Raw genomic sequence first — 25,754 nt, forward strand, 5'->3', positions numbered from 1 at the left:
TCAGAGCCCGGATCGGGGCCCGATCGAAGCCCCGATCGAAGTATGTCGCAGCCGCGTCATGCGCCCGTCACCGCGCTGTCATGCCGGTGCGTTACCCGCTGCGCCCAACAACGAAGCGGGGAATCGCATTTCCATGACCGACGTTTCCGGAGAACTTGTCTTTCGTCGCGGCAAGAAGGTTGGAAAGGCGGTCTACCAGAACCGCGCCCTTTCGAAGGAAGGCCTTTCCGAACGGCTCTTTGCCCTTCTGTTCTCGGGCCTGGTCTATCCGCAGATCTGGGAAGACCCTGATGTCGACATGGAGGCCATGGAGCTCGCCGAGGGCCACCGCATCGTCACCATCGCCTCGGGCGGCTGCAACATCCTCGCCTACCTGACCCGCTCGCCGGCCCGGATCGACGCCGTCGACCTCAACGGCGCTCACATCGCCCTCAACAAGATGAAGCTGGCCGCCGTCCGCCACCTGCCCTCGCAGGCCGATCTGTTCCGCTTTTTCGGCGAGGCCGGCATCGGCCACAACTCGCATGCCTATGACCGCTTCATCGCCCCCAATCTCGACGCGGCCAGCCGCACTTACTGGGAAAGCCGCAACTGGCGCGGCAAGCGCCGCATCGCCACCTTCGACGGCAATTTCTACAAGACCGGCCTGCTCGGCCTGTTCATCGCCGCCGGCCATCGCGTCGCCAAGCTTTACGGCGTCAACCCGGCCGAGATCATGATCGCCCGCGGCCGCGCAGAGCAGCGCCGCTTCTTCGACGAAAGGCTGGCGCCGGTGTTCGAGCGCCGCCTGCTGCGCTTCGTCACCTCGCGCAAGTCGTCGCTTTTCGGCCTCGGCATTCCGCCGGCACAATACGACTCGCTGCTGACCTCAGGCGACGGCTCGATGGCCGGCGTGCTCAGGACGCGGCTCGAAAAACTCGCCTGCGACTTCCCGCTGGAAGACAATTATTTCGCCTGGCAGGCTTTTGCCCGTCGTTATCCCAAGCCGGGCGAGGCAGCCCTGCCCGCCTATCTCGACCAGGCGAACTACGCCACGATCCGCGCCAATGCCGACCGCGTGGCAGTCCACCACGCCAACTTCACCGAGCATCTCGCCGCCAAGGACGCCGGCTCGGTCGACCGCTACGTGCTTCTCGACGCCCAGGACTGGATGAGCGACGCCCAGCTCAACGCGCTGTGGGCGGAGATCACCCGCACCGCCTCAGCTGGCGCCCGCGTCATCTTCCGCACCGCCGCCGAGCCCAGCCTGCTGCCCGGCCGGCTGTCGCCTGCCCTGCTCGGCCAGTGGCACTACGAAGCGGACCAGTCGCTGCACTACACCGCCCGCGACCGCTCGGCGATCTATGGCGGCTTCCACCTCTATGTGAAGAAGCCCGCATGAGCGCGCCGGAGCTTTCGGTCGGCCATTCCGGCCTGATGGACCAGGTCTACCGGCACCAGCGCCACATCTACGACCTGACCCGCAAATACTACCTGCTCGGCCGCGACCGCATGATCGGGGAACTCGCGCCGCCGCCTGGCGGCACGGTGCTCGAGCTCGGCTGCGGCACCGGCCGCAACCTGATCCTCGCGGCCCGTCGCTATCCCGAGGCGCATTTCTACGGGCTCGACATCTCGGCCGAGATGCTGGTCACTGCGCGCGCTGCAATCGCCAAGGCCGGCCTGCAGGACAGGATCACGCTCGCCCAGGCAGACGCCACCGCTTTCGATGCCGAGGCGCTGTTTGCGCGCAAAAGCTTCGACCGCGTGTTCGTGTCTTATTCGCTGTCGATGATCCCCGGCTGGGAGAGCACGATCGCCGCCGGTCTCGCTGCAACCAATGGCTCGCTGCACATCGTCGATTTCGGCCAGCAGGAGCGGCTGCCCGGCTGGTTCCGCGGCCTGCTGCACCGCTGGCTCGCCAAATTCCACGTCACCCCGCGCGAAAGCCTCGCCCGGGAGGCGTCGCGACAGGCACGGGAAGCCGGACGCGACTGCCGCTTCACCCCGCTCTATCGCGGCTACGCCTGGCTCGCCGTCATCGGCATGCAGGAACTGCCGCTCGGCGCGCCGCGCTGATCAGCGCTGGGAGGAAGCGACCGCCTCGAAGCTCAGGCCGAAGCGCATAAGATATTTGCGCAGCCTGTCGGCATCGTTGCCGCTGGTCTTCAGCTTGCGCGACTGCGCGAACAATTCGCGGCCGGCCGCGCTGAGCGAACTGCTTTCACGACAGACCTTCAGCACCGCCGCCAACTGCGCGCGATCGAAAAGGTCGAGACTGTCCGCTTCATCCGCCCCCAGCACGTCCCTCAAAACATCGTCCGACGCATCGATGCCAGAACCGGCACGCCACAATCCGGTGAGGCCGGCAATCTCGTCGCGCACGGTTTCTTCATTGATCCGCCCTTGCGGCGCCAGCGTCGCCATGCGGGTGACCGAAGCCGACAGGTCGCGGAAATTCGCCCTCCAGGAAGCCTCAGGCGCCATGGCGAAGGCCAGATAAAGCGCGCGGGCCTCCTTGTTGAAGGTCACATTTTGGCCCTCGCGCTCACTGAACCGGCGCAGTTCGAAGTCCAGATTGGGTTCGATGTCCTCCTTGCGATCGGCAAGCCCAGGCAACTGGAACGTCCAGAGATTGAGACGGGCGAAAAGATCCTCGCGGAACCGCCCTTCACGGACGCCGATCGAAAGATCCCGGTTGGTTCCCGCCAGCAGCTGGAAATCGGATGTCGTGTCCTTGTCGGCGCCAACCGCCAGGAAACGCTTTTCCTCGATGGCGCGCAGGCACATCGCCTGCTCATCCAGCCCAAGTTCGCCGATCTCGTCGAGAAACAAAACGCCTTTGTCGGCCGACTTCATCAGGCCGGCGCGCTCGTTGTGCGCGCCTGTGAAGGCGCCCTTCACATGGCCGAACAACGTCGACATCGCCTGATCGCCGCGCAGGGTCGCGCAATTGACCTCGATGAAGGCGCCCGACACCTGCCGCTGCGCCTGCTTCAGCTCGTAGATTCGCCTCGCCAGCTGCGACTTGCCCGCTCCCGTCGGCCCCGTCAGCAGCACCGGCGCACGCGAACGGATCGTCACCTTCTCGATCCGTTCGATCATCTGGTTGAAGGCGGCATTGCGGGTGGCGATGCCGGATTTCAGAAATGAAGTCGCCTCGTTTCGTTCCGCCTGGAAACGCGTCGCAATCACATCGTAGCGCGAGAGGTCGAGATCGATGATCGAATGGTCACCGGAGGAATCGGCCCTCGGCTCTCCCCGCCTCGGCGGCGACAACTGCAGCAGCCGCCCCGGAATGAACCGTGCTTCGGTCAAGAGGAACCAGCATATCTGCGCCACATGCGTGCCGGTGGTGATGTTGACGAGATAGTCTTCGCGCTCTGGATCGAACGGATAGGCATGAGCGAATTCGCGCAGGCCGGTATAGACCTCGCTGAAGTCCCAGGGATCCTTCATGGCGATCACATGCTGGCGGACTTCGGTCGCCGGCGACACCTGCCCGATATCGGCAATGACCTGCTTCGCCAGGCCGGCCGAATGGGCATCGTGGACCAGCTCCAGCCGGTCGATGAACAGCCCCGGCTGCTGGCACAGCGCCACGGTGGGGCGCCAGCGCTGCCAGCGATCCTCGCGGCCACCGACATCAAGCGTGGTTCCGAGAATTCCGATGGCTACACGACGCCGCATATCTTATCCATTTGTCTAATCCTGTATCCAAATGGATATCAGAATGCCACGACCTCCTACAACCACTTCGATCGACATTCGTCACTTCAAAACTTTGTTTTGTTTATTTTCAATAAGTTAGCAAAAATCGTCAGGTGGTTCCTCGCCTCTTTGGCAAACTGGCACGCGACTTGAAATGTAGTTTGCGTGAACAGAGGGATGAAAGAGATGGCAAACAAATCCGTGTTTGCGACGATAGCGGGAAAGCTGCTCCCGCGCGCCGACGCCAGGAACCATGAGGGCGCCCAGGCTTACGGCCTGACGCCGCACCAGGCGCTGGCACAGCTGGCATCGACGGGAACGTTCAACGCGACCTTCTATGCCGATGCGCGGGAGCAGCTGGACGAGGTTCTCAAGCTTGCCTGGCAGGTCGAGCCGGACTTTCTGGCCAAGACTGCGGTGCATGCTTTCGAACGCGGCTACATGAAGGACATGCCCGCTCTGCTTCTCGCCGTCCTGTCACAGATGCAGGGCAACGAGTTCGAGCGCGCCTTCGGTCGCATCGTCAGGAACGGCAAGATGCTGCGCAACTTCGTGCAGGTCATGCGCTCAGGAGCGACGGGGCGCAAGTCCCTGGGCACGCGTCCCAAGCGGCTGGTGCAGAAATGGCTGGAGCAGGCCGCCGACGTCGAAATCATGCGTGCGGCCGTCGGCAACGACCCGTCATTGGCAGACGTCATCAAGATGGTTCACCCGAAGCCGGTCTCGGCATCGCGTGAGGCTCTTTATGGCTACCTCATCGGCAAGCCGCACGATGTCGACGCATTGCCTGACGTGGCGAAGGCTTTCGAGGCGTTCAAGCGTAACCCCTCGCAGCCCTTGCCGGCTGTTCCGTTCCAGATGCTGACTTCGGTGCCGCTGACCAGGGAGCACTGGGTACAGATCGCGGAAACGGCCGGCTGGCAGATGCTGCGGCAGAACCTCAACACCTTTGCGCGCAACGGCGTGTTCGAGGTGGAAGGGTTCGCGGAAAAGCTGGCCAGGCGCCTGAGCGACAAGGGTGAGGTAAGTCGGTCGCGGGTGTTCCCCTACCAGTTGATGGTGGCGGTCAACAATCTCGTCCCCGGCGTGCCGCCGGTGATCCGGGATGCCTTGCAGGATGCCATGGAACTGGCGATCGCCAATGTTCCAGCCATCGAGGGGAATGTCGTCGTCTGCCCTGATGTCTCCGGTTCCATGGGGTCTCCCGTGACCGGATACCGCAAGGGCTCGACGACGGCGGTGCGCTGCATCGATGTGGCTGCCCTGGTGGCCGCCGCACTGCTGCGGCGCAACCCGAACGCCAGGGTCCTGCCCTTCGAGGGCGATGTGGTGGACATCCATCTCAACGCTCGCGATACGGTAATGACCAACGCACAGAAGCTCGCGGCGATAGGTGGTGGGGGGACAAACTGTTCGGCGCCGCTTGCCAGGCTGGTGAAGCAGCGGGCCAAGGTCGACCTGATGGTGTTCATATCGGACAACGAATCCTGGCTGGACGATCGGGCACGAACGCATCACGGCACGGCAACGATGCAGAACTGGCGCAGGCTGAAGCAGGACAATCCTGAGGCCAGGCTGGTCTGCATCGACATCCAGCCGAACACCACGACCCAGGCTTGGGGAGGACCGGATGTACTCAACATCGGGGGCTTCTCCGACCAGGTCTTTGCGGTGATCGGCGCAATGTCGGCGAATGGCGATCCGGACCATTGGGTCCAAACGATCGACGCCACCGAACTTTGATCACGCTCCCGGCGGCACCTGTCGCCGGGAGCACGGAAACGCGGGGGCATGACGAATGCCGATGGAACTACAGGTCAGAAACCTCCGGGTCGCGGGTTCGAATCCCGCCGGGTCCTCCACCATGGACCCGTAGCTCAGCGGATAGAGCAGGTGTCACCGAAAGGTGAAGTTTCATCACTCTTGTCGTCATGGCCAGCGCATCCGGCAACGAACGGCAACGGAAAAGGAAGAAAACAGATGGCGTGACGAATGCTTTTGAAACTACATCCACACTTCGTGTCGCGGGTTCGATCCCCGCCGATCCCGACACCATGGGACCGTAGCTCAGCGGTAGAGCAGAAGAGAACGTTTCAAGACTTTTTGTCGTCACATCTTGAAAACACGGACGCGGCGAATGCCGGATGGAACTACAGCATCTAGATCGGGAAATCCGTGAGGTTCGACTCCTCACCAATTGCATGCGCTCTCTGGCACGAGCGGGACCCCGGAGTTTCATCCTATTTTGTCGCCGCGTCCGAACCGAATTGGCGAATGCAGGCCGGACTACAGGATAGAGCGCCCACGTCGAAAGACTGGGGAGGTCGGGTGTTCAAGCCACCCCTTCGATCTCCAGGCAAGTTGCCTGGGAACGAAAGTAGCTCAGATTTCGTCCTGCCGTCTTGTCGCCGGTCGAGACACGGCAGGTCGAATGCCTGCGGGACTACATCTGGTGCTGGGTGGTTCGATCCCACCCCGTCTGTCCTTCACCGGACAGGCGGAAGTCCGGCAAATGATTGTCGTCTGCTGTGTTGGCAAATGAGCGAATGAAGTGAGGCCGCAATGGAGGCGGCGCATCGTGCGGGTGACGGAAGGCTGAACGTTGAAAGCCTTGCTTTCCTGAACATCCGCGTGTCGTCCCAATGCAATTCGGCCGCAGCCGCGGCCAGTTTGAAAGCAACTGACATGAAAGAAGTACTGAGCGGACAGGATTTGATCGACGCCGGCATGCGCCAGGGCAAATGGTTCGCGCCCGCCCTCGCTGCAGCCAACGAACTGCTGGACAAGGGGGGATCGCATGCCGACGCCCTCCAGATCGCGCTCGGCTTCGCGCCGCCGCCGACTGTGCCTTTGCACGCGTCCGGCGCGATCCCGTTCCACCTCAACATCGAGGCTGAAACGCCCGATGAGCAGGCAAACATCGACGCTGTCGCCGCCAGCATGCAGGCGCTGATGCGCACCCCTGTGGTGCGCACCGGCGCGATCATGCCCGATGCCTGCCCGGCGGGACCGCTGGGCACCATTCCGGTCGGCGGCATTGCCGTGTCTGAGGCCATACATCCGGGCATGCACTCGGCCGACATCTGCTGCTCCATGGCCATCTCGGTGTTTCCCGGCGTGGCTCCGGCGGCATTGCTCGACGCTGTGCACGCGATCACGCATTTCGGACCGGGCGGACGTCCGCGTGGCCAGCAACTGCGTCCGGATGCAGCGATCCTCGAGCGCTTCGCAGCCAACAGGCTGTTGAGCGACGCGACGAGTGCGGCGATCGAACATTTCGGGACGCAGGGCGACGGCAACCATTTCGCCTTTGTCGGCACGATCAAATCGACCGGCGAGACCGCGCTGGTGACGCATCACGGCTCGCGTGCGCCAGGCGCCCGTCTTTACACCAAGGGCATGAAGATCGCCGAAGCGGTGCGCCAGGAAAAGTCGCCGGAAACCTTGCCGCAGAACGCGTGGATTCCGGCCGACACGGCAGAGGGCGATCTCTACTGGGAGGCTTTGCAGGCCATTCGCGAATGGACCAAGGGCAACCATCTGGTCATCCACGACATGGCGGCCGAAAAGCTGTCGGCGCGGGTGTCCGACCGGTTCTGGAACGAACACAACTTTGTCTTCCGCCGTTCGGACGGCCTGTTCTACCACGGCAAGGGCGCGACACCGGCCTTTGACGGCTGGGCGCACGATGCCACCGACCTGACGCTGATCCCGCTCAACATGGCAGAGCCAGTGCTGATCGTGCGCGGCAAGAATGCCGACAACGGGCTCGGCTTCTCGCCGCACGGCGCGGGGCGAAACTACTCGCGCACCCAGCACAAGCGGCAGCAGGCCGGGCGAAGCGACGCCGAAATCTTTGCCGCGGAGACGAAGGGCATAGACGCCCGCTTCTTCACCGGAAGAACCGATATCTCGGAGTTGCCAAGCGCCTACAAGAACGCCAGCGCCGTGCGACGCCAGATCGAGCGCTACGGCCTGGCGGAAGTCGTCGACGAGGTGTTGCCATATGGCTGCATCATGGCCGGCGACTGGCAGGCCGACGCGCCCTGGCGCAAGAAGCGGCAGGCGCGCCAGGAATAATCCAGACGCCCTGGATACGACGTCGAATGCGGAACTCGCCAATCCGCATTCGACGGTCATCTGATGCCAAAACCTCGCATCGGCCGTTGCCAAGACCTCAGCGCATGGCGCCGATCAATGCCGCAAGCATCGCCTGCGGCTTGTAGTGCAGCTTTGACGGCGTCAGGCCCAGCCTGACCACCACCAGATTGGCCGACGGTGCAATCGCCACCGTCTGCCCGTCATGGCCCTGCATCCAGAAGGTATCGGCAGGCAGGTCGAAGCCGGTGTCGGGATTCTGGCCCACCGGGGTTCCGCCTTCCGGTCCCTGCAGCCACAGCTGCCCGCGGCCATACTCGCCATGCGTGGCGGCCGGCGCCTTTTCGCGCATCCACCGGACATAACCCTCGGGCAGGATGCGCGTGCCGTTCCAGACACCGTCCTGCAGAAGGAACTGGCCGAAACGGGCCCAGTCATGGGCGGTCGCATACATGTAGGACGAGCCGGCAAATGTGCCGCGCGCATCGGCCTCGAGGATAGCGCTCGACATGCCGAGCGGCCCGAACAGCCGCTCGCGCGGCCAGGCCAGCGCCTTGGCCGGATCGGCCACCGCATCCTGCCACAGGCGCGACAAAAGCACCGTCGTGCCGCTCGAATAGGAAAACACCTTGCCGACCTCACCCGCCAGTGGCTTGCCTCCGGCAAACCCGGCCATGTCGGGTTCGAGATAAAGCATGCGGGTGACGTCGGTGACGTCGCCATAGTCCTCGTTGAATTCCAGTCCGCTCGACATCGCCATCAGGTCGGCGAGGCTGATCGCCGCACGGCCGTCGCCTTTCCAGGCATCGCGCAATCCGATCTTGTCGACCGCCATCCTGCCGTCGCCGACCAGCGTGCCGATGATCGCCGCAGTCACCGTCTTGGTCATCGACCAGCCGAGCAGCGGTGTCTCAGCGCTGAACCCCTCGGCGTAGCGTTCGCCGACGATGCGCCCGTTCTGGACCACGACGACGGCTCGCACGCCCGGTCCGGCCAGCGCCGCATCGTCGAGGATGGCGTTGATCCCGGGCGCTTGCGAAGGCTCAACCTTGTCGCCTTCGGGCCAAAGCGCGTCCTTGTTGGCGGCAGGGGCTGCCGGCACGGCACCCAGCCTGGCAGCCGCAAGGTCGCCGTCGGGGACGGTCGTGCAGCCGGCACCTTCATGGGCAACCGCAAGCCCCCGGCCGAAGACGCCGAACAGCCCTGCCCGCACAGTGCCCGCCTCCTTGTCGACACTCACCGACATCAGCCGAAGCAGCGGATGGCCCGGCGCCTGCACGTCGTCGGCCAGCACCTGGCCGGCATCGCGCCCTGCAACAAAGACGTTGGAACAGACGATCTTGGCGGCATAACCCGAACCGACACGGATCAGCGCCGGCGGCGCGAAATAGAGCCAGCCGGCCAAGGCGGCGACCGCAAGGACAACAAGGGCCGCAAACCATTTGATAATCTTGCCAACAATGCGCATTGCTTCCTCCGCCGGGAACCATGCTTTCGCCATGGAATTGCCGTCATTCCTCACGCAAATCGGGAAGGCTGTCGAGCACGATCAACCCTTTATCAACCATGATCGGCGAAGACAGGGAGGGGATATGCGGCCGCGTGGGATATAGCCGCGATCCATCACAAATCTGCCTGACCGCAAGGTCGGCTCCTTAGATGCTCGTTCCGATCGGCCGTGCCGGTCCCTGGGAGACGTGATGCGCCGCGCTTCGGCCCTCTTGCTGCTTGCCTTCCTCAGCGCCTGCTCGACGGCGGACACGCTGTCGCTCGCCCCCGTCGGCAACTCGACGGTCACGGCGTCCAACGTGTCGGTCAGGAACCCGCGCTTCGAGGACAGCGACCCGCATCAGTGGGAGAGCGGCGCGCCCTGGACCTATGCCGTCCACGGCACCGACGTATCAAAATACCAGACCTCGATCGACTGGCCGCAGGCCAAGGACAGCGGCATCTCCTTTGCCTTCATCAAGGCGACCGAGGGCGGCGACCGCGTCGACGACTATTTCGACGAGCACTGGCGCGCCACCAAGTCGGCCGGCGTGCCGCGCGGCGCCTATCATTTCTACTATTTCTGCCGCCCTGCCGCCGAACAGGCGCGCTGGTTCATCCAGAACGTGCCCAACGAGCGTTCGTCGCTGCCGCCCATCCTCGACATGGAATGGAACCCGCAGTCGCCGAGCTGCAAGCTGAGGCCGGCAGCCGCCACCGTGCGCAGCGAGATGAAGATCTTCCTCGACATCGTCGAAAAGCACTATGGCAAGAAGCCGGTCATCTACACCTCGATCGACTTCTTCGAGGACAACAACCTGTCGACGTTCACAGGCTATCCCTACTGGCTGCGCTCGGTGGCTGGCCATCCGTCATCGAGATATGGCAGCCATCCCTTCACCTTCTGGCAGTACACCGGAACCGGCGTCGTGCCGGGCATCAGGGGCAATGCCGACATCAACGTGTTCAACGGCACCGAAACCCACTGGAAGAAGTGGCTGGCCGCCAACACGAAGTAGCACTCCAGACGCCCGGTCTGCACCGCCGGGCTGCACATTTCGCATGGCAGATGCGACAAGAAGAGGGGGTGCGGCCCTCGCGCCGGTTCTATAGAAGGCCGGCAAAGACAATGACTTGGCCGTCAGCCTGATTTCGCCATTTTGCGAAGGCACGAAGCTCGACGTGACGGGCCAAGCAGGAGACCTGCCCAATGAGACTGCCGAGCAAGGCGCTGATCGCCATCCTTTTTGCCACTGCCGCCCTGCCCGCGGCGGCCCAGGACACCGCCGCCGTCCCCCAGGGCGCGACCGCTGCAGCCCTGGAATGCGGCGACGACTTCGCCACCTGGAAGCAGAACCTTGCCAACGAGGCCCGCACTGCGGGCGTCGGCGAAAAGGGATTGTCGGCGCTCGCCAATGCGACGCTTGACCAGAAGGTGCTCGACCGCGACCGCGCCCAGGGCGTGTTCTCGCAGACCTTCACCCAGTTCTCAGAGCGCATGATCAGCGACTACCGGCTGAAGCATGGTGCTGCGAACCTCCAGAAATACGGCACCTACTTCGCCAAGGGCGAACAAGACTACGGCGTGCCCGGCCCGGTGGTTGCCGCCTTCTGGGCGCTCGAGACCGATTTCGGCGCCGTCCAGGGCAATTTCAATTCGCTCAACGCGCTCGTCACGCTTGCCCATGACTGTCGCCGTCCCGACCTGTTCCGGCCGCAGATCGTGCCGCTGATGACCCTGATCGACCGCAACGTCCTGCCCGCCGACGTCAAGGGCGCCTGGGCCGGCGAGATCGGCCAGACCCAGATCCTGCCGTCGGATTATCTGGCGCGCGGCGTCGACGGCGACGGCGACGGTGTCGTCGACCTGCGCAACAGCCCGGCCGACGTCATCCTGACCACCGCCCGCAAGATCGAATCCCGCGGCTGGAAGCGCGGCGAGCCCTGGGTTCAGGAAATCCGCGTGCCCGCCGAGATGGACTGGGCGCTGACGGGCCGCACCAACAAGCTGCCGCTGGCCGACTGGGCCAAGATGGGCATTACCAACCGCGACGGATCGGCCCTGCAGGACAACGGCCTGAAGGCCGGCGTGGTGCTGCCGATGGGCCGCAAGGGCCCGGCCTTCCTCACCTACGAGAACTACGACGTCTATCTCGAATGGAACCAGTCGGCGACCTACACGCTGACGGCGGCCCACCTCGCTGCCCGCCTCGCCGGCCAGCCCGCCTTCGACCGTGGCAACCCGGACGCAGGCCTCACCGGCGACGCCATGAAGGCCCTGCAGCAGAAGCTCCACGACAAGGGTTATGACGTCGGCGGCATCGACGGCATTCTCGGCACCAACACCCGCGAAGCCATCCGCCAGGAACAGATGCGCCTCAAGCTGCCGGTCGACGGCTGGCCGACGGACGAGCTGCTGGCGGATCTCTGAGGGAATAGGGAATAGGGAATAGGGAATAGGGAATAGGGAATAGGGAAGGATTACGACGTCTTGCCGTTGAAAACTCCCACTTCCCACTATTCCCTACCTCACTATTCACCCTTCGCCATTCTCAAAACAACGCCGTAGCGCTCTCGTGCCGTGGCTTCCAGCCAAGCTCGGCGCGCGCCTTGTCACCGCTCAGCTGTTGGCTGATGGCATAGCCGCGCGCCCATTCGCCGAGCCGCTCCGCAGCCTCGTCGACGCTGACGACACGCATCTCCAGGCGTTCCACGCCCAGGTAATCCGCCACGCCTGATATGATCGCGCCCTGGGTCAGGCCTGATATGGCCGAGCCGTTGTAGACGGAACCGGGCCGCGCCTGCTCCATGGCCAGCAGATAGAGATCGGCAAGGTCGCCGGCATGGACGAGCGGCCAGACAACATCGAGCGAGCCGATGACGTCGACGGCCTGGCCTTCGCCCAGGGCGTCCATGAACGACGAAAACACGCCGCCTTCGCCGGAGTAGACCATCGCCGGATGAATGACGACGCCTTCGACGCCCGGCGCCTCCAGCACGCGGCACATGTTGTCGATCATCCAGCCGAAGGCCGGCAGCGGATCGAAAGCGCTGTCTTCGGTGGCCACACGCTCTCCCGTCGCCCCGAACAGCCAGCAGCCGCCGGTATAGACGAAGCGCGGCCGCTTTGGCATGGCGCCCAGCACCGGCAAAAGCGCATCGAGCAGCGCCGTCTCGACCGGCCCCATGTCGTCGCCGAAATCGGCCGCCGCATGGATCACGGCATCGACGGGCGGAAGCTTGCCGACCCATGCACGCGGTGTCCGCAGGTCCCCGAGCAGCGGCACAGCGCCTGCCGCCACGAGACGTTCAGCCGACGCTTCGGAGCGAGCGAGGCCGATCACCTCATGGCCGCCTTCGATGAGACGCTGCAGGACATGGCGCCCGATGAAACCGGTGCCGCCGAGAAGGAAAACGCGCATGGGGAGGGCCTTGAGAAGTGAGTAGTGAGTAGTGAGTAGTGAGGTGCGTAAATTGGAACGTCCCCACGGCCATTCAAGCCGCTACTCCCATTTCCCTGCTCACTATTCCCTATTCGCTGTCCCTCTCACTCCGCCGCCATCGTCTCCAGGCTGGCAAAGCCCTGCGGCGCGTCGCCCTCGTCGAATGGCGTCGTCACCTCGACGAAGGTATCGGGATAAAAGCCGTTGAAACGGGTCCTGAGCGACAGCGAGTAGGCCCCGATATGGCCGATCTCGATCCAGTCGCCGGTGTCGATGGTCTCGGGCAGCCAGAACGGCCTGGACAGAATGTCGACGGAATCGCAGGTCGCCCCGCACACCTTGAAAGGAACGATGTTGCCGACGTCGCCGTTGCGCGTGCGGATCGCCGGATCGGGGATGAAGCGCGCCGGCAGGGTGATCTTGCCGGTCCATGAGTCCGACAGCGATGCCCAGATGCCGTCATTGATGTAGAGCCGCCTGCCCTTGCGCAACAGCACGCGCACGATCAGCGACAGGCAGCGCGCCACGATCACCCGCCCCGGCTCGGCCACCAGCGGCATCTCGTCGAAATTGTACTCCTTCAGGTCGCCGCGAAAGCGCGACATGATCTGGCCGATCGAGGGCATCGCCGGCTTCTTCGAGTTGGGGTCGTGGCCATATTCGGCCGGGAAGCCGCCGCCGACATCGAGCCCCGCCAGATCGAACGACACGCGGTTGCGGACCCAGTCGACCGAGGCCAGCGCCCGCTCGTAGGTATCGGGATCCTCGATCTGGCTGCCGACATGGAAGCACAGGCCGACCTTGTAGCCGTTGCGGTTGAGCCGTTCGGCCAGCTCGACGGCATTGGCCGGCCCTGCCCCGAACTTCTTCGACAGCTCGTAGGCCGCCGAGCCCTTGGTCTGCACGCGCACGAACACGGTGATGGCGCCTGGGTCGATATCGAGCGCCCGCACTACGCGGTTGAGCTTGTTGATCTCGTCCTCGTGGTCGACGGCGATGACGCGGATGCCGTAGGTCTCCAGCGCCAGCCTGATGTCCGACTGCGCCTTGACCGGATGCATGTAGATCATCTCGGCCTCCTTGGAGACCTCGCGGACCGCCGCGAACTCGCCTGGCGAGGCCACGTCGAACATCGTCACGCCGGCTTCCACCAGGGCCTTCAGCACGATCAGCTCGCCATTGGTCTTGACCGCATAGGCGGTCTTGCCGGGAAACATGTCCATGAAGGCGCGCGCGTCCGCCTTGAGCACTTCCGGCCGGAAGCAATAAACCGGGGCATCGGGGCGGAGAGCGAGGGCTGCCTCGCGTGCATTCTCGAATCGCTGCATGGAAGCTCCTCGTGTGCCGGCTGAAATCTAACCCAAGCGGACTGCGATGCAACCTGAGCAGATTTCCGGGCGGACTTTGGCAGGAATGTTGCGTCAGGCTCTTTGAATCGGGTGGCTCTATCGGTGAATCGCGCTTAGCGATTGAATGTGACGAAGCGAAGAAGGGATCGGCAATGAGCGCACGTGACTGGGCAAGGCTGCTGCTTCTGGGCCTCATCTGGGGCGGGTCGTTCTTCTGCGTGCACATCGCGGTCGCCGAGATCGTACCGCTCAAGCTGGTGATGTTCCGGGTGCTGATCGCGGGCGCTGCCCTTCACCTGTTCCTGCTGCTGCGCGGCCCTTCCTTCCGCCTCGCTTTGCCCCATATGGGCACGCTGTTCTTTCTGGCGGTGCTCAACAACGTCATCCCGTTTTCGCTGATCTGCCTCGGCCAGACCGAGATCGGCGCCGGTCTTGCCTCGGTGCTCAACGCCACCACGCCATTCTGGACCCTCATCATCGCCAACATCGCCACCAGCGACGAGAAACTGAACTGGAACAAGCTGGCCGGCATCGGATTGGGCATCGCCGGCACCGCCATCATGGTCGGTCCGGGCATGGTCGCCGGGCTCGGCGGCCCCGTATGGGCCAAATTCGCCCTTGTCGGCGCCTCGCTTTCTTATGCGCTCGCTTTGATGGTGGCGCGCAGGCTGAGGGGCGTTCCGCCCGCCATCATCGCCACCGGCCAGCTGACGGCCTCGTCCATCATCATGGTTCCGCTCGTGCTGGCGCTCTACGGCACATCGGGCCTGTTTGCAGCCAGCAGCAATGCCTGGCTGGCCACGCTGGCGCTGGCGCTGGTCGCCACGGCTTTCGCCTATATCCTGTTCTTCAAGCTGGTGGCCTCGGCCGGCGCCACCAACACCTCGCTGGTGACGCTCATCGTGCCGGCAAGCGCCATGCTGCTGTCGGTGAGCTTCCTGGGCGAGCGTCTCGAACCGTTCGAACTGGGCGGCATGGTGCTCATCGCGCTGGGACTGGTCACCATCGACGGGCGGCTGTTCAAGCGCCGCCAGCCGGCCGGCGCCTGACGGCGGATTCGAAATGGCGAGCCTTGCCCGGCATTGCTGCAGTGCCCCGTCGCAGGCTGAATGGGAGGCCTGGGCGCTGTCGTGGCTAATCGATTAGCCACAATTTCTCCACAACCCTTGCCGGTGCATTTACCAAGTAAATCCAACGGCTAAGAGCAAAAAACGTGTCGTATTTCTCATAATTCTGTCGCAATGCAGCACATTTTTTCCTTGCGTGTGACCGAAATGCCCCTAGATTCCGGCCTGTGGCTTGCAAAGAGGAGGCTATGCATGGGACTGACTAGGTCAATCAATGCAGTCATGATTTGCGCTGCCTTTGCCTTCATCGGCGCGCTTATTGTCGGAGTTCTTCCATAGGCCGCTTGACGGCGGAAGACCAAAGCACCTCCAAGGTGGAAGCTTTCGAAAAGGCCGGGATCACCCTCCCGGCCTTTTTGATTCCAGACGTTTTCCGACCGATCAGGCCGCGGCCGATCCCTGCAGTGCCGGTTGCGGACGGATGCCGATCATGTGGCACACGGCCACCACGAGGTCGGCGCGATTCATCGTGTAGAAGTGGAAGTCGTTGACGCCGCGCTCGACCAGATCGAGCACCTGCTCCACCGCCACGGCCGAAGCCACCAGCGCATGCGTCTGCGGGTCTCTGTCCAGCCCCTCGAAACGCTCCGCCAGCCAGCTCGGCACATGCGCGCCACAGCGGGCGGAAAAGTTGGCCACCTGCGTGAAGCTGTGGATCGGCAGCACGCCCGGCACGATCGGAATGTAGATGCCTGCCTTGCGGGCGCGCTCGACGTAGCGCTCGTAGAGGTCGTTGTCGAAGAAGAACTGGGTGATGGCACGCGTCGCGCCATTGTCGACCTTACGCTTCAGCATGTCGAAATCGGTGACGAAGTCGGGACTCTCGGGGTGCTTCTCGGGATAGGCCGACACGGAGATGTCGAAGTCGCCCTGCGCCTTCAGCGCTCCCACCAACTCGGCGCCGTTGGCATAGCCGCCGGGATAAGGCTGATAGGCGGCGCCAACGCCCTCCTTGGGGTCGCCGCGCAGCGCCACGAAGCGCTTCACACCCATGGCGGCGAATTCTGCGATGACCTGATCGACCTCCTCGCGCGAGGCGTCGACACAGGTCATGTGCGCCGCCGGCGTCAGCGTCGACTCTTCAAGGATGCGCCTGACCGTGCGGGCCGTGCGCTCGCGCGTCGAGCCGCCGGCGCCATAGGTCACCGACACGAATTGTGGCCGCAGCGGCTCAAGCCGGGTCACGGTGTCCCAGAGGCGCGCTTCCATGTCATCGTTCTTGGGAGGGAAGAACTCGAAGGAAACACGGATCTTGTTGCCGATGTCGGAGCGCCTGGAGAGCGGAAATTGGTTCATCAGGCGGTTTCCCTCGCAAGTTCAGGATTGGGGTCGGCGATCAGCAGGCGCCTGTCGCGCGCCAGCCAGAGTTTCACGGTCAGGCTCGCCTTGGACGAGCCGCGCGGTTCGAATTCCTGGGTCTCCTCGAGCTCCAGGCCGGCCTCGGACAGCCAGTCCTCGATCTGCCGATCGGAGAAGCCGAGACGCGCATGCGCATGCTCGGAGCGCAGGAAGTCGAGCCCATGCGGGGCGAAGTCGACGATCACCAGCCGGCCCGACGGGCGCAGCAGGCGCGCAGCCTCCTGGATGGCGCGGGCCGGATCGTCGAGATAATGCAGCACCTGATGGATGGTGACGAGGTCGAAGGCGTCGCGCTCCACCGGCGGCGAGAAGATGTCGCCCTGGCGAACCTGGGCGTTGGCGATGCCGGCCTTGTCGAGATTGGCGCGCGCGACCGCCAGCATCTCGCGCGACATGTCGATGCCAATGCCGCGGCGATAGAGCGGGGCAAAGATCTCGAGCAGCCGGCCGGTGCCGGTGCCAAGGTCGAGCATCGACTGGAACGGCCGCTTGCCGACCAGCTTGACGAGAGCGGCCTCGACGGCACGGTCGGAGGCATGCAGCGAGCGGATCTCGTCCCAGCTTGCCGCATTGGCGCTGAAATAATGCGCCGCCCTCTCCTGCCGTTTGCGCTTGACGTCATCGAGCCGCTCGAGGTCGCGCCTCACCTGCCCGTCGCCCTTGTCGATGCCGGCCACGAGGCCTTGCACGAAGCCGCGCGCCTGGTCGGCGTCGGACAGGCGGAAGAACGCCCAGGAGCCCTCCTGGTAACGGTCGATCAGGCCGGCTTCCAGCAGCAGCTTGAGATGACGCGACACGCGCGGCTGCGACTGGCTGAGAATCTCCGTGATGTCGGAGACCGTCAGGTCGCCGTGCGAAAGCAGCGTCAGGATGCGAAGGCGGCTGGATTCGGCTGCCGCCTTCAAGGTATCTACCATGGTGTCGAGCGTCACATGCATCGGCTTTGGTTCTCGCCAAAAGACATAAACATATCTTTATGTGACGTATCGAGCGATTGCAACGCCCAATGTCGCATGCGGGCAAGAAAATGGCGCGGCCGTGGGAGGTGCTCATGCAGATGTTCGAACAGCGCGACGGCGAGGTGGCGCTTCAGGGCGATCCGGCAACTGATGCCGACGACGCCCGCCTCGCCTATATCGGCCGCATCGCCTCGCCCTGGAAGCTGCGCGACGACTGCCCCAAGAACATGAATGCCGCCCGCGAGCGCGGCGGCACGGCAACCGTGACGGTCGACACGCCCTACCGTGCCGGCCTCGCCGGGCTCGCCGGCTTCAGCCATGTCGTCATTCTCAGCTGGTTCGAACAGGCGCCGCGGAATCTGATTGTCCAGAAACCGCGCCATGCCTCTGACGCAAAAGGTGTTTTCGCCCTGCGCTCGCCGGCCCGGCCCAACCCAATAGGTCTGCATGTCGCCCGCATCGTCGCGCTCGACGTCGAGCAAGGGGTCATCGAACTCGACGCCATCGACGCGCTCGACGGCACGCCTGTCATCGACCTGAAGCCCTATTTCGCCTCGGTCGACGCCATTGCTGACGCCACGCGCCCGAGCAAGGACACCTGAATGCCAGCCCCCACCGGCCGCCAGCGCGCCGTGGCCAAGGCGCTGACAGCACTCCTGCCGCTCGCGCCCTACGCCGACACCGAGGTGATCCGCGCCGACGCGCTTGCCGTGCACATGAAGACGCTGCCGCCGTCGATTGCCGTGTGGCTGGCGACCGTCGCCCATGTCCGCCACGCCCACACCGATTACGAAAAGCTTTTGTCGGAAGGCTACGACCGCGATTCCGCCCGCTTCTTCGTCATCGACCAGGTCAATGCCACACTCACCCGCTGGCGCGCCACCCGCCTGCTCGATCCCGACGACGAGGACGTCTAGGCCGCCGCCGGACGGTTGCCCGCCGGCGCCATCTCTGCTTTGCTCCGCCCCTGTTGCGGCTTGAGAGGAGCAGGCGCATGACGGCAGGTACCGAGCCCTATCGCCACCATCACAAGGACGGCAGCCTGTGGATCGTCGGGCAGACGAGCGCCGGCAAGGCTGAGGGCTATTGGGAGTGGTTCCGCAAGGACGGCACCAGGCTGCGTTCCGGCCACTTCGCCGCGGGCGTGCAGGTCGGCGACTGGACGACCTACGACAAGGCGGGAAAGGCCTACAAGGTGACGACCATCAGGAAGCCGAACCCGACCTCGGTCACCACCAGCAGCACCCTGCCCCGCTGAGCCATTGGCAATTGGACGATTGCAAGGATGACCGACCCGCTGTTTGAGAAGTACAGGACCGGACTGCTGGCGCTCCCGCTCGGTGCAGTCTGGCGCGGCCATGGCTCGACGCTCTTTCTCGAAATCGGCGAGCTGCGCGGCTCGACCAGGCGCGACGGGTCGCCCGCACATCCGCGTGGCCAATACAGCGTCATGCTCGAATGGAGTTGGCGGATCGAGGACGAACGGTCGATCCTTGCCGGCAGTTGGAGCCCGGAAGACGAATGGCCACCGGTCCTTGGCCAGCTGGAAGGGCGGAGAGTGGAAAACATCGCCATGTTCGGACGGCTGCCTGAACTGTCCCTGGAGCTGTCAGGCGATCGCCATGTCGTTTCGTTCATGACGGCAAATGGCCAGCCGGCATGGACGATCTTCGACAACAATAGCGAGCGACAAACGTTCCTGCACGTCGAGAACGGCCGGCTGCGTGAAGGCACTGACCTCGCAAACCGCGTCCTGCCGGCGCATCGGGCTTGATTTACGCCCTGTAGATCCACTGCTCCGGCACGCGCACCGAAACCTCTTCGCCGGCAGCGATCACGCCTGGCTTTTCCACCCAGGCGACCAGCCCGCGCAGGCGGCGCGACACTTTCGGAAACAGCAGCGAGCCGGCGTCGCCATCAGCCATGCGTGCATGCTCGGCAATAGAGCGCCCGGCCACGCGGCATGGCGCGTTCTGGCCGTCGATCTTGATGGTCACGCCTCCCTTGAAGAACAACATCGTGCCCGAAGGCAGCATCGACAGCATCGGCACGCCGTCGAGCAGCAGATTGGCGCCGATCCATTCCGGCTTGATCTCGTTCAGGCCCATGCGTTCGGCCACGATCGCCATCTCGTCCGGCGCCACGATGGACAGCTGGCGTTCGTTGCGCATCTCGGTGCCGCGCGGATACCACGGCTCGCGCCCGCCCGAACGGCGTGTATGTCCGGCATGGAAATCGCCAGCGATACCCTCGAAGCTCAGCGGCAGCGTCGCCACCGCTTGCGTGACGAAATGGTCCGCTGGCGCGGTGTACACGCCGGCAACCCGCGCCGCGAGCTTTCTGCCCGGCAAAATCTCGGGTTCGCCTTCCCTGTGCATCGTCGGGTCGAGCATCTCTAGCCTCTCGGTTTCAGACTGCTGCTTTGATCCGTAGCCGCCGGAAAATCCAGCCAACAAGCCTGATCGCAGCGATCATCCGAAATGATGGATCGCACGGCCCGGCACAGCGGCCTCACATCATCCTGACCAGCGCGCCACCGATGGAATAGCCGGCGCCGAAGGCGCAGATCAGCCCATGGTCGCCCGGCTTCAGATCCTCGTGGTTCTCCTTGAGCGCGATGATCGCGCCGGCGGCCGCCGTGTTGCCCAGTCGCTCCAGCACCATCGGTGCGGTGTCGTGGTCGGCCTCGTGACCGAGCGCCAGCTTCAGGATCATCGCGTTCATGCGTGCATTGGCCTGATGCAGCCAGTAGCGCCTGATGTCGGACGGCGTCATGCCGTGGTCGGCGAGGAAAGCGGTGATGAAGCGGTGCGCGGCATGCGTCACCTCCTTGAACACCTTGTTGCCCACCTGCTTGATCATGTTGCCCTCCATCTCGACGACGGAGGTGTTTTCCTGTCCGGTGCGCAGCAGGAAGCCGAAATTGGTGCGGATGTTGTTGGAGAACTGCGTCCAGTTGCGCGTGTCCAGCATCTCGAAACGCCCCGGCCGCGTCTCCTTCGGCCCGATTGCCTCGATGACCATCGCCACCGACGCATCGCCGAAAATGAAATGCGTCTGCCGGTCGCGGAAATTGAGGTGGCCGGTGATGATCTCCGGCGTGACGATCAGCACGCGCTTCTGCCCGCCGGAACGGACGAGATTGAAGGCCACATGCAACGCAGCCGCCGCCGACGAGCAGCCGAGGCTCATGTCGAAGGCAGCACCCTCTATGCCGAGTTCCTTCTGGATCTCGATGGCGATTGCCGGATAGGGCCGCTGCTGGTGCGAGGCAGCACAGATCACCATGTCGATGTCGGCGCCGGTCAACCCGGCATGGTCGAGCGCCTTGCGGGCCGAGGCGACGCCGAACTCGGCCTCGACCGACAGCGCGTCGTCGGCGCGCGCCGGAATGCGCGGGCTCATCCTTTCAGGATCGAGGATGCCGTCAAGCGTGTGCACATGGCGTTGCTTGACGCCTGAGGCATAGACGATGAAATCGCTGTCCGATTTCTTGATCGGCTCCTGCCCGGCAGCTTCGCGCCTGGCATTCTCGCCGTCGGCCCATGCGTTGAAGCTCGCGACCAGCTCGTCATTGCTGATCGTAGCCTCGGGAATTTCGACGCCAATGCCACTGATGATAACGCGATGCATGAAAATCCGTCCGCCGCATGAACTCATGGGCACGGCCCCGAGAGGCCATCTGCCTTCGAAGGACCCCGCCCCAACAAACAAGAAGGAACCGCAAGGTTCCCGGCGTGTCCTGTCCCCGTATTCACCGGACTCGCCACCGCGCAGTTTACGTCACATGCCGGCGTTCGAATACGCCTTGTGTGACAGTTAGCTTGCTATGCTGCCTTATCCTCTCTGCGCCACCATGAACAGCCTGGGAAAGCGCAACAGGACCTTGCCGTCGGCAGCAGGCGGATAGGCAGCGGCGATGCGCGCCGCATACGCCGTGAGATAGGCCTCGCGCTCGTCTGCCTCCAGCGGATCGACGAAAGGCTTGAGGCCCGTGCCCTTGACCCATTCGACGATCGCGGCAGCGTCCGCCAGCGGGTGGTTGTAGACCGTGTGCCAGATGTCGACCCGCGCCGACAGCGGCACAAGCAGGTCATAATAAGAAGCGACCGACGGCAATTTTCCGCGCGCGGCACCTGCGATCTTCGCCGCAAACGGCACGGAGGCCGCGGTCTCGCGCATCGCCACATGCGACGGCTCACCGATATTGTCGGGCATCTGCACCGCAAGGTAGCCGCCCGGCGCAAGCAGCCCCATCAGCCGGGCCAGAATAGCCTGATGATCCGGCAGCCACTGAAACACCGCATTGGCGAAGATCACGTCGACCGGTTCTTCCGGCGTCCAGTCCCGCGCATTGGCGAGCTGGAAATCGACGCCGGGAAGCCGCAGCCTCGCCTGTTCGATCATATCGGGCGACGTGTCCAAACCCGACACCTTCGCGTCCGGCCAGCGCTCGACCAGCAGCTCGGTCGAATTGCCGGGACCGCAGCCGATGTCGACTACATGCCTCGGCCGGCCCAGCGGTATCTGGGCCAGGAGATCGCGCGACGGCCTCGTCCGCTCGTCCTCGAATTTGAGATATTGCGTGGCGGACCAGTCTTTCATGTCGGAAACTCCCGAAGCTATGCCTGAAAACAAAAACGCCCCGCTTTGGGCGGGGCGTTTTCAAAAACCTTAGCGCGTCAGGCGCTTGTGGCTCATCCGGTGCGGGGCGGCAGCCTCCGCGCCAAGGCGACGGATCTTGTCCTTCTCGTACTCTTCGAAGTTGCCTTCGAACCACTCGACATGAGCGTCGCCTTCATAGGCGAGCATGTGCGTGGCCATGCGGTCGAGGAACATACGATCGTGGGAGATGATGACGGCGCAGCCGGCATAGGCTTCCAGAGCGTCTTCGAGCGCTCCCAGCGTTTCGGTGTCGAGATCGTTGGTCGGTTCGTCGAGCAGCAGGACGTTGCCGCCATTCTTCAGCATCTTGGCGAGGTGGACGCGGTTGCGCTGACCACCCGACAGGTTGCCGACCTTCTGCTGCTGGTCGCCGCCACGGAAGTTGAACGACGAGCAATAGGCGCGGCTGTTCACTTCGTGCTTGCCGAGCTTGATGACTTCGGCGCCGCCGGAGATCTCTTCCCAGACGGTCTTGGTCGGGTCGAGCGCGTCGCGGCTCTGATCGACATAACCGAGCTTGACGGTCTCGCCGATGCGGATCGAGCCGCTGTCGGGCGTTTCCTGGCCGGTGATCATCTTGAACAGCGTGGTCTTGCCGGCGCCGTTCGGGCCGATGACACCGACGATGCCGCCGGGCGGCAGCTTGAAGTTCAGGTTTTCGATCAGCAGCTCGTCGCCGTAACCCTTGTTCACGCTGTCGACCTCGATCACCACATTGCCGAGGCGTTCGCCGGCCGGGATGACGATCTGCGTGTCGGTCGGCTTGCGGTTCTGCGACTGCTCGACCAGTTCCTCATAGGCCTTGATACGGGCCTTCGACTTGGTCTGGCGCGCCTTGGGCGACGACGCAATCCACTCGCGCTCGCGCCAGATCGCCTTCTGGCGCGAGTCGTCTTCGCGGCCTTCCTGGATCAGGCGCTTGGCCTTGGCGTCGAGATACTTGGTGTAGTTGCCCTCGTAGGGGATGCCGCGACCACGGTCGAGCTCGAGGATCCAGCCGGTGACGTTGTCGAGGAAGTAGCGATCGTGGGTGATGATTAGCACCGAGCCCGGATAGTCGCGCAGGTGCTTTTCCAGCCACGCCGTCGTCTCGGCGTCGAGATGGTTGGTCGGTTCGTCGAGCAGCAGAAGGTCAGGCTGCTCGAGCAGCAGGCGGCACAGCGCGATGCGGCGGCGCTCACCACCCGACAGCTGGGTCACTTCGGAATCGCCGGGCGGGCACTGCAGCGCGTCCATGGCCATCTCGACCTGCTGTTCCAGGTCCCAGAGGTTGAGGCGGTCCATTTCGTCCTGCAGACGCGCGCCCTCGTCGGCGGTCTCGTCCGAGTAGTTCATCATCAGCTCGTTGTAGCGCTCGATGATGGCCGTCTTCTTGGCAACGCCGTCCATGACGTTCTCGAACACGGTCTTGGCCGGATCGAGATGCGGCTCCTGCGCCAGGTAACCGACAGTGGCGCCTTCGGCCAGCCAGGCCTCGCCCGACCATTCCTTGTCGAGGCCGGCCATGATCTTGAGCACGGTCGACTTACCGGCACCGTTGGGGCCGAGGATGCCGATCTTGGCGTCCGGGTAGAACGACAGATTGAGATTATCCAGCACCTTCTTGGTGCCGTAGGACTTGGTCAGTCCCGACATGTGATAGATGAACTGGCGTGCCACGCGCGCGTATCCTGCTTCAGTGAACGGAGATTTGCGCGCTATGTAGGCCATCCCACCCCAAACGGCAATCGCCATTTGGCTCAGGAATGCGCCACCTCCTCCAGCAGCCAGCGTCCGACCGGCCATGTCGCGGCGAAATGCGACAGCGCCTGCCCGGCGAAATCGGACGCCTCGGCGGCCTTGGCCGGCAGCTCGATTCCGGCATAAAGCCCCTCGAACTTGAGCAGCCTTGCACGCGGATGATCGGGGTCGAAGCCGCGAGGCACGCTTTTGCGCGTCTCGCCGCCGATCTGGTAGGCGCCATCGATTGAATTGATCGTCGCCATCAGGCGCGTTCCGGAAGCATCCATGGTCACCGCCCGCCTGAACCCGTCCAGGACAGGCTTTTCAAAACTGTGCATGCCGGTCCCGAGAAAGATCGTGCTCGGGGCGATGCGCATGTAGAAGCCGGGGCAATCCCAGCCTTTCTTGTCGCCATGCCAGAACCAGATATCGAGATGGTTCTTGTAGGGCCGCTTGTCCTTGGAGAACCGGACGTCCCGGTTGATGCGGGCAATCGAGCCGTTGATCCTGGCATCGAAGCGCACTGTCGGCGAAATCGTCACAAGCCGCCGGCCGACAGTTTCAACGAAGCGCCTGGCCGGCGCCACGTAGCCCGCCTCATAGAGATCGCGGTTGGCATCGAACCAGGACTTGCTGTTGTTGTCCTCGATCCCGCGCAGAAACTGCAGCGTCTCGGGCGGGAAACCGTCAAATCCGTCACCAGCCACAACCATGCTCCACTGCTCGACGACGGCGAGACTATCACCGCCTTCGCCAGCGCCAAGGCACCTCAGCGAGGCTGTTGCCAGACGCTGACGTCACGGTACAGGACCGGCAAGAACCTTGTCTGCGCCAAACCGGCAGCTATCATCCCGCCCCTCGACACGGGTCGTTCCCGAAAGCCCCCGACGCCTCCCATTCCGCCAAGGAGCCCCATGCTCACCGAAGCGCAAGTCCTCAAGCTCTCCATCGCCGTCACCTTCGTGGTCGCCCTGTTCGGCATCGTCTTCGGTATCCTCACGGGATCTTTCTCGATCGCCTTCGACGGCGCCTACTCGCTTGCCGATGCCTCGATGACCATCCTGGCTCTGGTGGTCGCGCGCCTCATCACCAGCTACGCCACCGAAAGCGGCAAAGGCCGGCTGCGCAAGCGCTTTTCGGTCGGCTTCTGGCATCTGGAGCCGATCGTGCTCGGCATGAACGGCATCGTCCTGATGAGCGTTTCGGTCTACGCGTTGATCAACGCCATCAGCAGCCTGCTGTCGGGCGGACACCAGCTCGAATTCGACTACGCCATCGTCTATGCAGTCGTCACCCTCGCCACCTGCCTGGTCATGGCTTATGTCGGTCGCCGCGCCAACCGCACCATCCAGTCCGACTTCGTCGCGCTCGATGCAACCGCCTGGATGATGTCGGGCGGCATCACCGCAGCACTGCTTGTCGCCTTCATCGGCGGCTGGCTTGTCGAAGGCACCGGCCTTGCCTGGATTGCGCCTTATGTCGACCCGGCCGTGCTGGCGCTGGTCTGCCTGGTCATCATTCCGATGCCGCTGGGCACCGTGCGCCAGGCCCTCGCCGATATCCTGCTGATCACGCCCGCCGACCTCAAGGCCCATGTCGACGATGTTGCGCGCACCACCGTCGCACGGCACGGCTTTCTTGCCTACCGGGCCTATGTCGCCAGGATCGGACGCCTGTCGCAGGTCGAGCTTTATTTCATCGTGCCGCCGGGCCTGCCGCCGAAAGCAATCGAGGACTGGGACAGGCTGCGCGACGAGATCGGCGATGCCATCGGCGACGAAGGTCCCGACCGCTGGCTGACCATCGCCTTTACCGCCGACAAGGAATGGGCCGAGTAGGCCGGCAGGGGTTGCC

General features: G+C 63.9%; 23 protein-coding genes. 12 read left to right on the plus strand and 11 right to left on the minus strand.

Annotated elements, in window-relative coordinates:
• Positions 1–133: 133 nt before the first annotated feature.
• Complete coding sequence (locus B015_RS0115370) at positions 134–1,381, plus strand: DUF3419 family protein (protein WP_018428605.1); 1,248 nt, start codon at positions 134–136, stop codon at positions 1,379–1,381.
• Positions 1,378–2,058 carry a class I SAM-dependent methyltransferase gene (locus B015_RS0115375; protein ID WP_018428606.1) on the plus strand — a complete coding sequence of 227 codons (681 nt, stop codon included), beginning with the start codon at positions 1,378–1,380 and terminating at the stop codon, positions 2,056–2,058. Before B015_RS0115370 ends, B015_RS0115375 begins: the two co-directional genes overlap by 4 nt.
• Here the strand turns inward: B015_RS0115375 and rtcR are convergent, their stop codons facing one another.
• Positions 2,059–3,669 (minus strand): RNA repair transcriptional activator RtcR, encoded by a 1,611-nt coding sequence (gene rtcR, locus B015_RS0115380; protein ID WP_018428607.1) that lies wholly within the window; start codon positions 3,667–3,669, stop codon positions 2,059–2,061.
• A 207-nt stretch (positions 3,670–3,876) separates the two neighbouring features.
• On the opposite strand from rtcR, the gene B015_RS0115385 reads away from it, so the two are divergent.
• Positions 3,877–5,433 (plus strand): RNA-binding protein, encoded by a 1,557-nt coding sequence (locus B015_RS0115385; RefSeq protein ID WP_026227318.1) that lies wholly within the window; start codon positions 3,877–3,879, stop codon positions 5,431–5,433.
• A gap of 942 nt (positions 5,434–6,375) precedes the next feature.
• Positions 6,376–7,770 carry an RtcB family protein gene (locus tag B015_RS0115390; RefSeq protein WP_198292860.1) on the plus strand — a complete coding sequence of 465 codons (1,395 nt, stop codon included), beginning with the start codon at positions 6,376–6,378 and terminating at the stop codon, positions 7,768–7,770.
• A gap of 97 nt (positions 7,771–7,867) precedes the next feature.
• On the opposite strand, the gene B015_RS0115395 is transcribed toward B015_RS0115390, so the two are convergent.
• Positions 7,868–9,256, minus strand: coding sequence for a serine hydrolase (locus tag B015_RS0115395; protein WP_026227320.1), 1,389 nt, complete (start codon positions 9,254–9,256; stop codon positions 7,868–7,870).
• A gap of 232 nt (positions 9,257–9,488) precedes the next feature.
• Between B015_RS0115395 and B015_RS0115400 the strand changes: the two genes are divergently transcribed.
• A complete protein-coding gene (locus B015_RS0115400; protein ID WP_018428611.1) occupies positions 9,489–10,295 on the plus strand; it encodes a GH25 family lysozyme in 807 nt (268 codons plus the stop codon).
• A gap of 191 nt (positions 10,296–10,486) precedes the next feature.
• Complete coding sequence (locus B015_RS0115405; protein WP_018428612.1) at positions 10,487–11,707, plus strand: lytic murein transglycosylase; 1,221 nt, start codon at positions 10,487–10,489, stop codon at positions 11,705–11,707.
• Positions 11,708–11,828: 121 nt separating this feature from the next.
• On the opposite strand, the gene B015_RS0115410 is transcribed toward B015_RS0115405, so the two are convergent.
• Together B015_RS0115410 and B015_RS0115415 are read right to left on the minus strand one after the other, a co-directional pair.
• A complete protein-coding gene (locus B015_RS0115410) occupies positions 11,829–12,698 on the minus strand; it encodes an NAD-dependent epimerase/dehydratase family protein (protein ID WP_018428613.1) in 870 nt (289 codons plus the stop codon).
• A gap of 125 nt (positions 12,699–12,823) precedes the next feature.
• A complete protein-coding gene (locus tag B015_RS0115415; protein WP_018428614.1) occupies positions 12,824–14,047 on the minus strand; it encodes an alanine racemase in 1,224 nt (407 codons plus the stop codon).
• A gap of 173 nt (positions 14,048–14,220) precedes the next feature.
• Between B015_RS0115415 and B015_RS0115420 the strand changes: the two genes are divergently transcribed.
• Positions 14,221–15,117, plus strand: a complete 897-nt coding sequence (locus B015_RS0115420; RefSeq protein ID WP_018428615.1) for a DMT family transporter — start codon at positions 14,221–14,223, stop codon at positions 15,115–15,117.
• A 459-nt stretch (positions 15,118–15,576) separates the two neighbouring features.
• On the opposite strand, the gene metF is transcribed toward B015_RS0115420, so the two are convergent.
• Positions 15,577–16,491 carry a methylenetetrahydrofolate reductase [NAD(P)H] gene (metF, locus tag B015_RS0115430; RefSeq protein ID WP_018428616.1) on the minus strand — a complete coding sequence of 305 codons (915 nt, stop codon included), beginning with the start codon at positions 16,489–16,491 and terminating at the stop codon, positions 15,577–15,579.
• Positions 16,491–17,492 (minus strand): metalloregulator ArsR/SmtB family transcription factor, encoded by a 1,002-nt coding sequence (locus B015_RS0115435; RefSeq protein WP_018428617.1) that lies wholly within the window; start codon positions 17,490–17,492, stop codon positions 16,491–16,493. Before B015_RS0115435 ends, metF begins: the two co-directional genes overlap by 1 nt.
• A 119-nt stretch (positions 17,493–17,611) precedes the next feature.
• Here B015_RS0115435 and tsaA point away from each other — a divergent pair, with 119 nt between their 5' ends.
• From tsaA to B015_RS30950, 4 genes are all read left to right on the plus strand, one after another.
• Positions 17,612–18,115 carry a tRNA (N6-threonylcarbamoyladenosine(37)-N6)-methyltransferase TrmO gene (gene tsaA / locus B015_RS0115440; RefSeq protein WP_157632881.1) on the plus strand — a complete coding sequence of 168 codons (504 nt, stop codon included), beginning with the start codon at positions 17,612–17,614 and terminating at the stop codon, positions 18,113–18,115.
• Positions 18,116–18,430 carry a DUF2293 domain-containing protein gene (locus B015_RS0115445; RefSeq protein WP_018428619.1) on the plus strand — a complete coding sequence of 105 codons (315 nt, stop codon included), beginning with the start codon at positions 18,116–18,118 and terminating at the stop codon, positions 18,428–18,430.
• Between the two features lie 77 nt (positions 18,431–18,507).
• Positions 18,508–18,771: a hypothetical protein gene (locus B015_RS30945; protein ID WP_018428620.1), complete on the plus strand. Its 264-nt coding sequence runs from the start codon at positions 18,508–18,510 to the stop codon at positions 18,769–18,771.
• Positions 18,772–18,798: 27 nt separating this feature from the next.
• Positions 18,799–19,287 carry a hypothetical protein gene (locus B015_RS30950; RefSeq protein WP_018428621.1) on the plus strand — a complete coding sequence of 163 codons (489 nt, stop codon included), beginning with the start codon at positions 18,799–18,801 and terminating at the stop codon, positions 19,285–19,287.
• Between the two features lies 1 nt (position 19,288).
• Here the strand turns inward: B015_RS30950 and B015_RS0115460 are convergent, their stop codons facing one another.
• From B015_RS0115460 to B015_RS32200, 5 genes are all read right to left on the minus strand, one after another.
• Complete coding sequence (locus tag B015_RS0115460) at positions 19,289–19,906, minus strand: MOSC domain-containing protein (protein ID WP_018428622.1); 618 nt, start codon at positions 19,904–19,906, stop codon at positions 19,289–19,291.
• Positions 19,907–20,024: 118 nt separating this feature from the next.
• A complete protein-coding gene (locus B015_RS0115465) occupies positions 20,025–21,146 on the minus strand; it encodes a beta-ketoacyl-ACP synthase III (protein ID WP_018428623.1) in 1,122 nt (373 codons plus the stop codon).
• A 204-nt stretch (positions 21,147–21,350) separates the two neighbouring features.
• Positions 21,351–22,118, minus strand: coding sequence for a trans-aconitate 2-methyltransferase (gene tam / locus B015_RS0115470; RefSeq protein WP_018428624.1), 768 nt, complete (start codon positions 22,116–22,118; stop codon positions 21,351–21,353).
• A gap of 69 nt (positions 22,119–22,187) precedes the next feature.
• Positions 22,188–23,837, minus strand: coding sequence for an energy-dependent translational throttle protein EttA (gene ettA / locus B015_RS0115475; protein WP_026227323.1), 1,650 nt, complete (start codon positions 23,835–23,837; stop codon positions 22,188–22,190).
• Positions 23,838–23,917: 80 nt separating this feature from the next.
• The gene (locus tag B015_RS32200; RefSeq protein ID WP_018428626.1) at positions 23,918–24,613 is read right to left on the minus strand and encodes a DUF2461 domain-containing protein; all 696 of its coding nucleotides are present in this window, start codon (positions 24,611–24,613) and stop codon (positions 23,918–23,920) included.
• Positions 24,614–24,814: 201 nt separating this feature from the next.
• Here B015_RS32200 and B015_RS0115485 point away from each other — a divergent pair, with 201 nt between their 5' ends.
• Positions 24,815–25,738, plus strand: coding sequence for a cation transporter (locus B015_RS0115485; protein ID WP_018428627.1), 924 nt, complete (start codon positions 24,815–24,817; stop codon positions 25,736–25,738).
• Positions 25,739–25,754: the final 16 nt, after the last annotated feature.

Origin of the sequence: Hoeflea sp. 108 (genome assembly GCF_000372965.1) — a bacterium.
Lineage (GTDB): Bacteria > Pseudomonadota > Alphaproteobacteria > Rhizobiales > Rhizobiaceae > Aminobacter.

Bases quoted from the DNA above. Each gene is read 5' to 3' on its own strand.
- B015_RS0115370 (WP_018428605.1), top strand. From the start codon at position 134: ATGACCGACGTTTCCGGAGAACTTGTCTTTCGTCGCGGCAAGAAGGTT.
- B015_RS0115375 (WP_018428606.1), top strand. From the start codon at position 1,378: ATGAGCGCGCCGGAGCTTTCGGTCGGCCATTCCGGCCTGATGGACCAG.
- rtcR (WP_018428607.1), bottom strand. From the start codon at position 3,669: ATGCGGCGTCGTGTAGCCATCGGAATTCTCGGAACCACGCTTGATGTC.
- B015_RS0115385 (WP_026227318.1), top strand. From the start codon at position 3,877: ATGGCAAACAAATCCGTGTTTGCGACGATAGCGGGAAAGCTGCTCCCG.
- B015_RS0115390 (WP_198292860.1), top strand. From the start codon at position 6,376: ATGAAAGAAGTACTGAGCGGACAGGATTTGATCGACGCCGGCATGCGC.
- B015_RS0115395 (WP_026227320.1), bottom strand. From the start codon at position 9,256: ATGCGCATTGTTGGCAAGATTATCAAATGGTTTGCGGCCCTTGTTGTC.
- B015_RS0115400 (WP_018428611.1), top strand. From the start codon at position 9,489: ATGCGCCGCGCTTCGGCCCTCTTGCTGCTTGCCTTCCTCAGCGCCTGC.
- B015_RS0115405 (WP_018428612.1), top strand. From the start codon at position 10,487: ATGAGACTGCCGAGCAAGGCGCTGATCGCCATCCTTTTTGCCACTGCC.
- B015_RS0115410 (WP_018428613.1), bottom strand. From the start codon at position 12,698: ATGCGCGTTTTCCTTCTCGGCGGCACCGGTTTCATCGGGCGCCATGTC.
- B015_RS0115415 (WP_018428614.1), bottom strand. From the start codon at position 14,047: ATGCAGCGATTCGAGAATGCACGCGAGGCAGCCCTCGCTCTCCGCCCC.
- B015_RS0115420 (WP_018428615.1), top strand. From the start codon at position 14,221: ATGAGCGCACGTGACTGGGCAAGGCTGCTGCTTCTGGGCCTCATCTGG.
- metF (WP_018428616.1), bottom strand. From the start codon at position 16,491: ATGAACCAATTTCCGCTCTCCAGGCGCTCCGACATCGGCAACAAGATC.
- B015_RS0115435 (WP_018428617.1), bottom strand. From the start codon at position 17,492: ATGCATGTGACGCTCGACACCATGGTAGATACCTTGAAGGCGGCAGCC.
- tsaA (WP_157632881.1), top strand. From the start codon at position 17,612: ATGTTCGAACAGCGCGACGGCGAGGTGGCGCTTCAGGGCGATCCGGCA.
- B015_RS0115445 (WP_018428619.1), top strand. From the start codon at position 18,116: ATGCCAGCCCCCACCGGCCGCCAGCGCGCCGTGGCCAAGGCGCTGACA.
- B015_RS30945 (WP_018428620.1), top strand. From the start codon at position 18,508: ATGACGGCAGGTACCGAGCCCTATCGCCACCATCACAAGGACGGCAGC.
- B015_RS30950 (WP_018428621.1), top strand. From the start codon at position 18,799: ATGACCGACCCGCTGTTTGAGAAGTACAGGACCGGACTGCTGGCGCTC.
- B015_RS0115460 (WP_018428622.1), bottom strand. From the start codon at position 19,906: ATGCTCGACCCGACGATGCACAGGGAAGGCGAACCCGAGATTTTGCCG.
- B015_RS0115465 (WP_018428623.1), bottom strand. From the start codon at position 21,146: ATGCATCGCGTTATCATCAGTGGCATTGGCGTCGAAATTCCCGAGGCT.
- tam (WP_018428624.1), bottom strand. From the start codon at position 22,118: ATGAAAGACTGGTCCGCCACGCAATATCTCAAATTCGAGGACGAGCGG.
- B015_RS32200 (WP_018428626.1), bottom strand. From the start codon at position 24,613: ATGGTTGTGGCTGGTGACGGATTTGACGGTTTCCCGCCCGAGACGCTG.
- B015_RS0115485 (WP_018428627.1), top strand. From the start codon at position 24,815: ATGCTCACCGAAGCGCAAGTCCTCAAGCTCTCCATCGCCGTCACCTTC.